9 protein-coding genes are annotated in these 11,984 nt (G+C 38.1%); 6 read left to right on the top strand and 3 right to left on the bottom strand.

Annotated elements, in window-relative coordinates:
• Positions 1–3: 3 nt before the first annotated feature.
• Genes FVB32_RS06755 through panC form a run of 3 tightly spaced genes read right to left on the bottom strand, consistent with a single transcriptional unit; the run spans position 4 to position 2,184 of the window.
• On the bottom strand, positions 4–969 hold the full coding sequence (locus FVB32_RS06755; RefSeq protein WP_147742445.1) for a lysylphosphatidylglycerol synthase transmembrane domain-containing protein: 966 nt from the start codon (positions 967–969) through the stop codon (positions 4–6).
• Between the two features lie 2 nt (positions 970–971).
• Positions 972–1,322, bottom strand: coding sequence for an aspartate 1-decarboxylase (gene panD / locus FVB32_RS06760; protein ID WP_147742447.1), 351 nt, complete (start codon positions 1,320–1,322; stop codon positions 972–974).
• A 13-nt stretch (positions 1,323–1,335) separates the two neighbouring features.
• Positions 1,336–2,184 (bottom strand): pantoate--beta-alanine ligase, encoded by an 849-nt coding sequence (gene panC, locus FVB32_RS06765; RefSeq protein ID WP_147742449.1) that lies wholly within the window; start codon positions 2,182–2,184, stop codon positions 1,336–1,338.
• Between the two features lie 103 nt (positions 2,185–2,287).
• Between panC and FVB32_RS06770 the strand changes: the two genes are divergently transcribed.
• The 6 genes from FVB32_RS06770 (at position 2,288) to FVB32_RS06795 (ending at position 11,953) form a co-directional block, all read left to right on the top strand.
• Positions 2,288–3,097 carry a glycogen/starch synthase gene (locus FVB32_RS06770; protein ID WP_147742451.1) on the top strand — a complete coding sequence of 270 codons (810 nt, stop codon included), beginning with the start codon at positions 2,288–2,290 and terminating at the stop codon, positions 3,095–3,097.
• A 5-nt stretch (positions 3,098–3,102) separates the two neighbouring features.
• Entirely contained in the window at positions 3,103–4,980 is a 1,878-nt protein-coding gene (locus FVB32_RS06775) for a DUF4270 family protein (RefSeq protein WP_147742453.1), read from the top strand.
• Positions 4,981–5,107: 127 nt separating this feature from the next.
• Positions 5,108–6,955: a glutamine--fructose-6-phosphate transaminase (isomerizing) gene (glmS, locus tag FVB32_RS06780; RefSeq protein WP_147742455.1), complete on the top strand. Its 1,848-nt coding sequence runs from the start codon at positions 5,108–5,110 to the stop codon at positions 6,953–6,955.
• A gap of 210 nt (positions 6,956–7,165) precedes the next feature.
• On the top strand, positions 7,166–9,928 hold the full coding sequence (locus tag FVB32_RS06785; protein ID WP_147742457.1) for a TonB-dependent receptor: 2,763 nt from the start codon (positions 7,166–7,168) through the stop codon (positions 9,926–9,928).
• A gap of 163 nt (positions 9,929–10,091) precedes the next feature.
• Positions 10,092–11,600 carry a F0F1 ATP synthase subunit beta gene (atpD, locus tag FVB32_RS06790; protein ID WP_147742459.1) on the top strand — a complete coding sequence of 503 codons (1,509 nt, stop codon included), beginning with the start codon at positions 10,092–10,094 and terminating at the stop codon, positions 11,598–11,600.
• 74 nt (positions 11,601–11,674) lie between these two features.
• Positions 11,675–11,953: a F0F1 ATP synthase subunit epsilon gene (locus FVB32_RS06795; protein ID WP_147742461.1), complete on the top strand. Its 279-nt coding sequence runs from the start codon at positions 11,675–11,677 to the stop codon at positions 11,951–11,953.
• Positions 11,954–11,984: the final 31 nt, after the last annotated feature.

Genomic DNA, 11,984 nt, shown 5'->3' on the forward strand with positions numbered 1-11,984 from the left:
GGTCTACCGATTTCTATTCAATAACGGTAAGACAATAAAGGATATTGTACCAAAAACAACGACCATTAAGGTTTGGGACGTCCACAGAATCCAACCATAGGCATCACCAGAGGTTTTACTTACACCATAAACAGATAGTGCTGCTGTAACTACTATTGGAAAAAGACCTAATCCGCCATTTGTGGCTACCATGGCGAAAGATCCAGCAACAAATGCCACAAGAAATGCTCCTAATGGAAGTGCTGTAGTTTCGGGCACTGTAAATTTAATCACCCAAAACATCCCAATATAGCAAGCCCAGATAAAGAAGGTGTGAAAAATAAAAGCGGCCTTGTTTTTCATTTTGAAAATACTCAGCACTCCATCCAAAAGACCATTTAGAAATGTCTTGATCTTGACAGCAAATTTTGAAGTAGATTTTTTAATTAGTCGTATAGCAACATACAGCCCTAGCACGCCGACGAGCAAAAGTATTAGAGATCCAGCCAGCCCTATTCCGTTTTCCTGAAGAATTCCTAGAATTACATCAGTTTGAAAAAGCAGCGCAGCGGTAATAACCAACAAAAGCATTATCACATCAATAATTCTTTCGGTGACAATAGTGCCAAATCCTTTTTCAAAAGGAACATTTTCATAGGTGTTTAGCGCCGTGGCTCGTAAAAACTCACCTGATCTAAGTACCAAGGTATTTGCAAAATAGCTGATTAGAATAATCAGTACATTATTAATAAGCTTTGGTTTGTGTCCTAGCGGTGCCAAAAGGTAGTTCCAGCGGATGGCTCTCGAGACATGGCTTAAAATACCGATACATATTGATAGGAAAACCCAGAATAAATTCGCATTCTGAATGGACTCAAGAATTTTTTCCCTGTCCTCTGGTGTGGTTGTAGAAAAGGAGTAAAAAACGAGCCCAACTCCTATAAGTATGGGAATTACAATTTTTAGAATTTTTTTGAGCGAGCTGTTCAAAATTAATTCAAAAGGTTAGTCTCTTCGTTTGGAAAAACCAATGAAGGATTAAAGGATTTTGCTTCCTCAATGTCCATCCATGCATAGGTTATCAATATTAATATGTCACCAACGGCCACTTTACGGGCGGCGGCTCCATTTAATGTAAGTTCTCCAGAACCTCGCGGGCCTGGGATGGCATAGGTCTCTAAACGCTCACCATTATTGTTGTTCACAATTTGAACCTTTTCACCTCTTATTATATTAGCGGCATCCATTACATCCTCATCAATGGTAATACTACCAATATAATTAAGGTCTGCCCCTGTGACTTTTACCCTGTGAACTTTAGATTTTACAACTTCTATTTGCATGGTGCAAAATTAATTAATTCAATCTTAGATTGTCTATTAAACGAACGTCATCTGCGTAAACGGCTATGAACGCTCTATATTTTCTATTTGCCTGTTTTTTAAGCATTGGAGTAAGCGTATCTTCATCTGCAATTTCGAAATACTCCAATTCTAATACTCCATTTTTGCTAAACTGGGATTTTACCCATTCCGAGATAACATGAGCACTTTCCGTGCCAAATTTTTCCTTGGCAGTTAGTAGGGTAGTATAGATAAAACTTGCTTTTTTTCTAGTGCTTTTTGACAGGCGTTCATTTCTGGAGCTCATGGCCAAACCATGTGGTTCCCTTTCAATAGGGCAGCCTACAATTGTATAAGGTAGATTTTTGTATTCAACCATTTTTCGAATGATTTGAAGTTGCTGAAAATCCTTTTCACCAAAATAGGCCTTATCTGGGGAAGCAGTTCTTAAGAACAGTTCCACAATGGTTCCAACCCCATTAAAATGTCCTTCTCTAAACTCGCCCTCCATAACTTTATCCAATCCGTCAAACTCATACATTTGGGATTTTACAGTTGCCCCATAGATTTCATCAACAGAAGGGGTAAATACCACAATCTTATTGGAAACACTTATTAGTAGATCTAAATCCTTGTTTAGGTTTTGAGGATATTTTTCTAAATCATCCTTTTTATCAAATTGCGTAGGATTTACAAAAACACTTACTACCACCAAGTCATTTTCCGAAAGTGCTTTTTTTACCAAAGAGAGGTGACCTTGATGCAAAGCTCCCATAGTCGGAACCAATCCTACGGTATGGTTTTTGACTCTTTCTTGGTGTAGGAAGGACTTAATTTCCTTTTTTTGATCAAATACTAGCATAAAAGCAGTTCAAAAGCGTGCAAAAATACTATAAATACTGCTAATCAGCATAATTTTTGTACTTTTGCAGCTACGTTTTTCAGATAAGCAAAAGAAAGTGTTTATGAATGGTAAAAAGATATTGTTTGTATCTTCTGAATTAGTGCCTTACCTCCCAGAGAATCAAGTTTCCTTAATGTCGTATGAAGCGCCTAGAATGGTCAACAGTAATGGGGGTCAGATACGCATTTTTATGCCCAGATATGGGAACATTAACGAAAGAAGGCATCAATTACACGAGGTAATTCGATTATCAGGGATGAATTTGGTTATCAATGATATGGATATGCCCCTTATCATAAAAGTTGCTTCAATTCCCAAGGAGCGAATTCAGGTGTATTTTATTGATAATGAAGAATACTTTAAAAGAAAGGCAACGTTTGCCGATGCAGATGGAAATTTATTTCCTGATAATGATGAGCGCGCCATTTTCTTTGCAAAGGGTGTTGTGGAAACAGTTAAGAAATTAAATTGGTCCCCAGATATTATTCATGTGCATGGTTGGATGGCATCATTGCTGCCGCTGTACCTTCGAAAATATTATGCAGATGAGCCCTTGTTTGCAGATAGTAAAATAGTGACTTCAATTTATGACAAAGGTTATGAAGGGGAGTTGGATAATAAAATGATAAATAAAATTACTTTTGATGGCATTGATACCGAAAGTGTTTCCTCACTTTCTAAGCCTGACTATAATAATTTGTTAAAAGTAGCAGCGGATTATTCCGATGCGATTATTTTAGCCTCGGAAGAGGTGTCAGATGACTTAAAAGATCACGTTGCCAACCTTTCCAAACCAGTATTGCCCTATGTTTCACTTCAAGAGGCAGAGGAAGCATACACTAATTTCTATAAAACAGAGGTTTTAAATTAAGTTGCATGAAATTTTATAGGATTCTAAAGGCTTCAGCCTGTATTGGAGCTTTATTTCTACTAATCACTTCTTGTGAAGAAGAAGAATTGGGTACCATTGGAGAAGGTGTAGTAGCTGGTGATCCATTTACCACAGCAAAAGAAGTGTTCGATGTTTTTGCGTTTAACAAAGGGATAGAAGTGGTGCAGACCAACCGATTGCCTTTATACCAATTAGGAACGTACAATGATCCAATATATGGGCAAAGGACTGCGAGTATAGTATCACAGGTAACCTTTCCAGGAGGAGCTGCGAACCCTACCTTTGGAGATTCTTCCCAGGCCACAGAAGATGGTGCAGATACAGATGATTTAGATTCAACAATTCCAGAAAATGAAACAGTAAAGGAGGTTTTTCTATTTCTACCATTTCAGCAAGCAGCAGCAGTTTTTAGAGATGCCGATGGAGATGGAGTTGATGATCAGTTTGATGCAGACCCCACAAATCCTAGCTCAGATACAGATGGAGATGGTGTTACCGATAATGATGAACGTATTATAGGGTCTAATCCTTTAGACGCCTCTGAGGACGGAACAGAAGATGATTTTTTAGCCAATACGTTTCCAAAAAGGTTCGATTTAGATAGTATATATGGTTTGCCTGCACCCAGCAACCCTATGGATCCCATAATTGAGGGTTCTGTTAATCTAAAGGTTTTTCGTTCAACCTTCTTTCTAAGGAATTTAGATCCCAATACAAATTTTGAAGAAGCGCAAGAATATTTTTCCAATCAAGATTTTTCAGGCTTTGTGTCCGACGTGTTTTTTGACTCGGATACAGATGGGTCAGTTGCATTTAGCAATGAAGAAATGTTGTCTTTTGCTGATGATGATCCCGAAACTGAAGATGTTGATGAGTCCCTTCAAGTGGAGTCTAGGCTTAACCCAGGACTTAAAATTCAGCTAAACACTGCATTTTTTCAGGAGATTTTAGATAAGGAAGGACAATCAGAACTGTTGAGCCAAGCAAATTTTAATGACTTTTTCAGAGGGATTCATATATCTGGTGTAGATATGGAAGAGTTGATGTTTTTGTTCGATTTAACACAGGCGAACATTACCATTACCTATGATTTTCAAGATTATAATGCAACGGAGGAACAAGTGGAAACTGTGGAACGGGATTTTGTTTTAAATCTTATTTTAAACAATAATGGAAACCTCATAGGCAATGCCGTAAATACCTTTACGGATGCGGCTTTTCCACCAGAAATAGTAAGTGCCCTGGACAATGGTGAAAATGCTTCCAGAATATACGTAAAAGGTGGTCCCGGAACTATAGCCGAGATAAGACTTTTTGGAGAGGATGAAGATAGTCAGGTTCGTGGGCAAAACTTTATTGATCAGATAAAGGCCAACAATTGGATTATTAATGAGGCCAATTTGGTGTTTTATGTAGATCAAGATGCCTTTTCGGGCATGAATGCAGATGAACCGCCAAGGTTATACCTATTTAATCAAGAGACAAGCCAGCCCATTTATAATGCGTTCACTGAAAACCGTACAACCGATGATTCTACCAACGAATCTTTACGTACCTTTTTAAATTATGATGGCATACTGGAAGAAGAGAATGGCAAAGGGTTAAAATATACGGTAAGGATAACGGATCATATCAACAATATTATTGTAAGAGATTCTACCAATGCTAAATTGGCTTTAACGGTTACTTCCAACATTAGTGTCATCAGCGTTTCCGAAGCTATGGGAGCAGCAGGAACGGTAGATATGCCTCTTATGTCTACAGTAAATCCACTAGGAACCGTGCTTTTTGGAAGTAATGTAGACACTGCAAACGAGGATAAAAGATTAAAACTTGAGATTTTTTATACGCAGGCTAATTAAAATGCGTTTTTTCATTACCATTCACAGACTTTTTTTGCTTTAAAACATGGGGAATTACGAATTCTCCTCAATTGCGTTTAAATTTGCAAGCATAAAATGCGTGAATTCTTAATTTAAAACCAGTTAAATGTGTGGAATTGTAGGTTATATAGGACATAGGGATGCTTATCCCATAATAATGAAAGGCTTGCAAAGATTGGAGTACAGAGGTTACGACAGTGCTGGTATCGTTTTGTTTGATGGTGAAGAAACTCACCTATCCAAGACAAAAGGCAAAGTTGAGGATTTAAAGAAAAGAGCCGAATCCACAATAGCAGTTAAAGGAAAATTAGGCCTTGGCCATACTAGATGGGCGACACATGGTGTGCCTAATGATATTAATTCCCACCCGCATTACTCAAATTCTGGAGATTTGGTGATTATCCACAATGGAATCATTGAGAACTATGAATCCATAAAAAAAGCACTGATTGGTCGTGGATATTCCTTTGAATCTGATACGGATACGGAGGTTTTAGTCAACCTTATTGAAGAAATTAAAAATACTGAAGATGTAAAACTTGGAAAGGCAGTACAAATTGCACTTAATCAAGTAGTAGGGGCTTACGCAATTGCTGTTTTTGATAAGAATAAGCCAGATGAAATTGTAGTAGCAAAATTAGGAAGTCCGTTAGCGATAGGAATTGGGGAAAATGAATATTTTATTGCATCTGATGCTTCGCCTTTTATAGAATTTACCAATAATGCGGTGTATTTGGAGGATGAGGAAATGGCCATCGTCCGCATTGGAAAAGAAATTAAGCTGCGTAAGATAAAAGATGATGCCATTGCATATCCCAATATTCTTGAACTTCAATTAAATCTTGAAGAAATTGAAAAAGGAGGGTATGATCATTTTATGCTCAAGGAAATTTACGAACAACCAAGAGCCATTTTAGATACGTATAGAGGTCGATTACTGGCAGATCAGGGAATTATAAAAATGGCAGGAATTGACCAAAATTTGGAGAAGTTCCTAAATACAAATAGAATCATCATAGTTGCCTGTGGTACTTCATGGCATGCTGGGTTAGTGGCCGAATATATTTTTGAAGATTTGGCAAGAATTCCGGTTGAGGTGGAATACGCATCCGAATTTAGATACAGGAATCCGGTAATCACAGAAAATGATGTGTTAATTGCCATATCACAATCTGGTGAAACGGCGGACACATTGGCTGCCATAAAACTGGCAAAAGAAAAAGGAGCTTTTGTTTTTGGAGTTTGTAATGTGGTTGGTTCTTCAATAGCGAGAGAAACACATGCCGGAGCATATACCCATGCAGGGCCAGAAATTGGTGTAGCCTCTACAAAAGCATTTACTACCCAGATTACGGTTCTTACCCTTATTGCCTTAAAATTGGCACATGAAAAAGGTGTCTTTTCCCAATCTAAGTACCATGAGTATTTAACAGAATTGGAAGGGATTCCAGCAAAGGTCGAAAGGACATTGCAATCCAACCAAATAGTAGAAGACATTTCTGAGATATATAAGGACTCAACAAACTGTCTTTATTTAGGTAGGGGATACAATTTCCCTGTTGCTTTGGAAGGAGCACTTAAACTAAAAGAAATAAGTTACATACATGCAGAGGGTTACCCAGCTGCAGAAATGAAGCATGGCCCCATTGCACTCATAGACGAGCAAATGCCGGTAATTGTTATTGCTACCAAGAAAGGACATTATGAAAAGGTGGTAAGTAACATCCAAGAAATCAAATCACGGAGTGGACGAATCATCGCCATTGTCACAGAAGGGGACAAAACGGTAAAAGAGTTGGCAGATCATGTTGTAGAAGTGCCAGAAACTTCGGAAAGCCTCACTCCGCTGCTGACGACAATACCATTACAATTACTATCTTATCATATAGCAGTTATGAGAGGTTGTAATGTGGATCAGCCTAGAAATTTAGCAAAATCGGTTACTGTGGAGTAACTTTGGAAAATCATAAAAATGTAATAAAGGCGCTGGTAACAGTGCTTTTTTTTGTTAAAAACGTAGTCAAAGCGTGTTTTTTTTAGCAAAAAAGTATTATGCATGCATAATTTTTTTCAATTTTGTGGAAATCAAATGAAAAAAAATGTATCTTCCCCCTCCAATACTTAACAGATACTTAATAACTAAATTAACTCTAATTTAAAGCTAATGAGAAGACTAATAATCATTTCCCTCATGCTGTTTGGTGTTATCTCTTATGCGCAGACAACAGTACAGGGAACGGTAGTTGATGAAAATAATGAACCTATTCCAGGAGCCAATGTAGTCTTGGTTGGAAAAGCTGAAGGAACCACTACGGACTTCGATGGAAACTTCACCTTTAATACCTCAGAACAACCGCCATTTGCACTTCGTTTTACAAGCATAGGATTTTCCGATTTAACAATGCAAGTCACTTCTAATAACCAGACACTTTCTGTAACATTGAGTGAGGCTTCAACACTTTTAGATGAAATTGTAATCTCCGCTTCTAGAACTCCGGAACGAATTTTTGAATCTCCGGTTTCTGTTGAAAGGTTTGGATTGAAGGAAATCAAGAATACAACCGCTGAATCTTTTTATGGCGGTCTACAGAATTTAAAAGGAGTAGATATCAACACAAACAGTTTAACGTTCCAATCCATAAACACTAGAGGTTTTGCGACCTTTGCAAACAATAGATTCTTACAGTTGGTTGATGGTATGGATAACTCGGCACCGGGTCTAAACTTTGTTTTGGGTAACCTTGTGGGGATGTCAGAATTGGAAGTGCAAAGTGTTGAGATTCTACCAGGAGCTTCTTCAGCTTTATATGGTGCGGGTGCATTCAATGGTATTTTGTTCATGCAAAGTAAGAGTCCTTTCGATTTTCAAGGAATCAGTGCTTATGGAAAAACAGGTTTAACATCTCAGGATGCCGCAGGAGATAACAATTACTATGATTTTGGGATCAGGGTGGCTCATGCCTTTAGCGATAAAGTAGCTGTAAAGGCAAATCTGTCCTTTTTAAAAGGAGAGGATTGGCATGCGGTAAATACCACAGATTTGGGTAATCTTGGAGCAGATAGAACAGACCCAAATTATAATGGTCTTAATATTTATGGTGATGAAGTTACTACACTTTTAAACTTTGATGCCGCAGCTAATTTGCCAACTGGAACTGTTGGTACGGCAAATGTTTCAAGAACAGGTTATGCAGAAAGTGATTTGGTAGATTACGATGCACAAAGTGTAAAAACAGACTTTTCTGTTTTTTACAGACCTTTTGCCGATGACTTTGAAATTATCTATAATGGTAGAGTGGGTCGTGGAAACACCATTTATCAAGGAGCAAATAGGTATTCTGTAAAAAACTTTATTCTTCAACAACATAAAATTGAGTTTAGAAATAAGAATTTCTTCCTAAGAGGGTATATTACTACGGAAAACTCAGGAGATTCCTATGACACGCGTTTTACAGCAATTAATGTCAACAACCGATGGAAAGACAATACACAATGGTTCACAGAATATGCCCAAACCTATATACCCACTTTCTTAGGAGGTATACAACAAGGAGGCCTTTCAAGGGAACAGGCTTCGGTTGCTGCACATGCGGCCGCTAGACAAGCAGCAGATACAGGTAGGTTGGTGCCAGGTACTCCAGGGTTTCAAAGTGCCTTTAATTCTGTTACTACAGATGGGGATTTAACTACTGGATCTAAATTTATAGATAATACTAAATTCCGTCATGTAAACGGGAACTATAATTTAGCACACCTTATAGATGATTGGGCAGATGTACAAGTAGGAGGTTCTTTTAGAGAATATGAACTAAATTCAGGAGGAACTATATTTACAGATTCCGATGGGCCAATTAAATACAATGAATTTGGAGCGTATGTTCAACTTCAAAGGAAATTTTTGGATGATAGATTTAAGTTTACCGGTTCTGCTCGTTACGATAAAAACGAGTTCTTTGATGGCTTTTTGTCACCAAGACTTTCTTTAGCCTATACAGCTGGTGAACGAAGAAACCACAATTTTAGAGTTTCAGCGCAACAAGGTTTTAGGAACCCTACAACCCAAGATTTGTTTATAGGATTAAATGCTGGGTCTGCAATTTTGGTAGGATCTGCACCATCCAATTTGGATAAAGATGTAAGAACATTTGATGTTACCCAAAGTGGTCAAGACTTGATTGGACAAGCAACGGTAGATGTGGTTGGACGAGCTGCTTACGAAAATGCGTACTCGCTAAGTTCAGTTTTAGCTGGAGCACCTGAAGCAGTTAATACATCTATAATTGAGCCTGAAGAGATTACTGCTTTTGAGGCGGGATATAGAGGACAAATTGGAAAATTCACTATAGATTTAAGCGGTTATTATAATAGGTACAAAAACTTTATTGCCAATGTAACGGTATTAGTTCCATTTTACGGTACAGCCGGTGATGGTGGATTATCATTACTTGCTTTGCAAAATGGAGATAGACAAGCTTATCAAACCTACACGAATTCTGAAAGCGATATCAATTCGTATGGAGGAACCGTTGGTGTAGATACCAAAGTGTTGGGTAATTTCGATTTAGGTGTAAACTATACGTATGCAGAATTGGATTTTGATGAAGCTAGATTTCCTGATTTCAGAACTAACTTTAACACTCCAAAGCATAAAGTGAAAGCTTCTTTTGGGAACACAGCACTTTTTGAAAACTTTGGATTCAATGTAAATTACAGATGGAGCGATAGTTTCTTCTGGGAAGCATCTTTTGCTGATGGTGATGTTCCTGCATATACGGTGTTGGATGCTCAAATCAATTATTCAGTTCCGAGTATTAAATCAGTTTTCAAGGCTGGTGGCTCCAACCTTTTGGGAGATGAATACTTCCAAGCAGTAGGTACAGGTTTAATAGGTTCTATCTACTATGTTTCTTGGACAATCAATCCATAAAAGATTACTTTAAAATACTTTCAAAGGCACTGACAAAATCAGTGCCTTTTTTGTTGCTAAAAAAAGGGATTATAAGTTTCACATTAAAAATGGAAAAGTATATCTTTGCAGCCGGAAAAAAAGCAGTTTTTCCCTTCGTATTCAATTAAAAATAAACACAGTAATGTCTAAAGTTACAGGTAAGGTTGCACAGATTATAGGCCCGGTCATTGACGTTGAGTTTGAGTCGGGAACAGAAATCCCAAAGATTTATGATTCTCTAGAAATCAACAAAGCAGATGGTTCCAAGTTGGTATTGGAGGTTCAATCCCACGTTGGTGAAAATACCGTTCGTACCATTTCTATGGATTCTACGGATGGTTTAAGCAGAGGAGTTGAGGCCCACGCTACAGGAAGTGCAATTCAAATGCCTATTGGTGAGGATGTTTATGGACGTCTTTTCAATGTTATTGGAGATGCAATTGATGGGATGGAAAACTTGCCAAAAGCTGGAGAAAATGGACTTCCAATTCACAGAGAAGCTCCAAAGTTTGAAGATCTTTCCACGTCTACTGAAGTACTTTTTACAGGAATCAAAGTAATCGATTTGATTGAGCCTTATGCAAAAGGAGGTAAAATTGGATTATTTGGTGGTGCTGGTGTTGGTAAAACAGTATTGATTCAGGAATTAATCAACAATATTGCAAAAGGACACGGTGGTCTTTCTGTATTTGCTGGTGTTGGTGAAAGAACAAGAGAAGGAAATGACTTGCTTCGTGAGATGTTGGAATCTGGCATTATCAAATACGGAGACGATTTCTTGCATTCCATGGAAGAAGGCGGATGGGATTTATCCAAAGTAGATAAAAAGGCAATGAAAGAGTCCAAAGCGACTTTCGTTTTTGGACAGATGAATGAGCCTCCGGGAGCACGTGCTCGTGTTGCTTTATCAGGATTGACAATTGCTGAATATTTCCGTGATGGTGCTGGAGATGGTCAAGGAAAAGATGTACTTTTCTTTGTGGATAACATCTTCCGTTTTACACAAGCGGGTTCAGAAGTATCTGCCCTTTTAGGGAGGATGCCTTCAGCGGTAGGGTACCAACCTACTTTGGCAACTGAGATGGGTGCCATGCAAGAACGGATTACATCAACAAAAAGAGGTTCCATTACATCGGTACAGGCGGTATACGTACCTGCGGATGATTTAACAGATCCAGCTCCTGCTACAACCTTTGCTCACTTGGATGCCACTACGGTACTTTCGCGTAAAATTGCTGAGCTTGGTATTTATCCTGCGGTTGACCCGTTGGATTCTACTTCTAGGATTTTGACAGCAGAAATTTTAGGAAAAGAACATTACGCATGTGCACAACGCGTAAAAGAGTTGTTACAACGCTATAAAGAGCTTCAAGATATCATTGCCATCCTTGGTATGGAAGAGCTTTCTGAAGAGGATAAGTTGGCAGTAGGAAGAGCAAGAAGGGTACAACGTTTCTTATCTCAACCTTTCCATGTTGCTGAGCAATTTACAGGCATCCCTGGGGTATTGGTAGATATCAAGGATACTATTAAAGGATTTAACATGATTATGGATGGTGAATTAGATCACTTGCCAGAATCTGCCTTTAACTTAAAAGGAAGTATTCAAGATGCTATAGAAGCAGGAGAAAAAATGTTGGCTGAAGCCTAATAGTTGATAGTTGACAGTTGATGGTTTCCTTAAATTAACAATCAACCGATAACAATCAACCAACAACTAAAAATATGTATTTAGAAATTGTATCACCAGAAGCTACGTTATTTGCAGGTGAAGTAACCTCTGTTACTGTGCCAGGAATAAATGGCGAATTTCAAATGTTGCAGAATCACGCACCTGTAGTTTCCTTGCTTCAAAAAGGAGATGTTAAGGTTCAGGGGGATATTACCATTGATGAGGATTTTCAAAATAAATTTTCCAAAGGCCCAAATGGCGAGACTCTGCTGTCCATTACCAGCGGGACCATTGAGATGAAAGACAACAAAGTAATCGTCTTAGCGGATTAAGTTTTATAGGACAATATAAAGAATAAAAAAG

The organism is Flagellimonas hymeniacidonis (genome assembly GCF_008040165.1).
Lineage (GTDB): Bacteria > Bacteroidota > Bacteroidia > Flavobacteriales > Flavobacteriaceae > Flagellimonas > Flagellimonas hymeniacidonis.

Excerpts from the sequence above, each read along its gene's own strand:
- atpD (WP_147742459.1), top strand. The coding sequence starts at position 10,092 with ATGTCTAAAGTTACAGGTAAGGTTGCACAGATTATAGGCCCGGTCATT.
- panD (WP_147742447.1), bottom strand. The coding sequence starts at position 1,322 with ATGCAAATAGAAGTTGTAAAATCTAAAGTTCACAGGGTAAAAGTCACA.
- FVB32_RS06770 (WP_147742451.1), top strand. The coding sequence starts at position 2,288 with ATGAATGGTAAAAAGATATTGTTTGTATCTTCTGAATTAGTGCCTTAC.
- glmS (WP_147742455.1), top strand. The coding sequence starts at position 5,108 with ATGTGTGGAATTGTAGGTTATATAGGACATAGGGATGCTTATCCCATA.
- FVB32_RS06795 (WP_147742461.1), top strand. The coding sequence starts at position 11,675 with ATGTATTTAGAAATTGTATCACCAGAAGCTACGTTATTTGCAGGTGAA.
- FVB32_RS06775 (WP_147742453.1), top strand. The coding sequence starts at position 3,103 with ATGAAATTTTATAGGATTCTAAAGGCTTCAGCCTGTATTGGAGCTTTA.
- panC (WP_147742449.1), bottom strand. The coding sequence starts at position 2,184 with ATGCTAGTATTTGATCAAAAAAAGGAAATTAAGTCCTTCCTACACCAA.
- FVB32_RS06785 (WP_147742457.1), top strand. The coding sequence starts at position 7,166 with ATGAGAAGACTAATAATCATTTCCCTCATGCTGTTTGGTGTTATCTCT.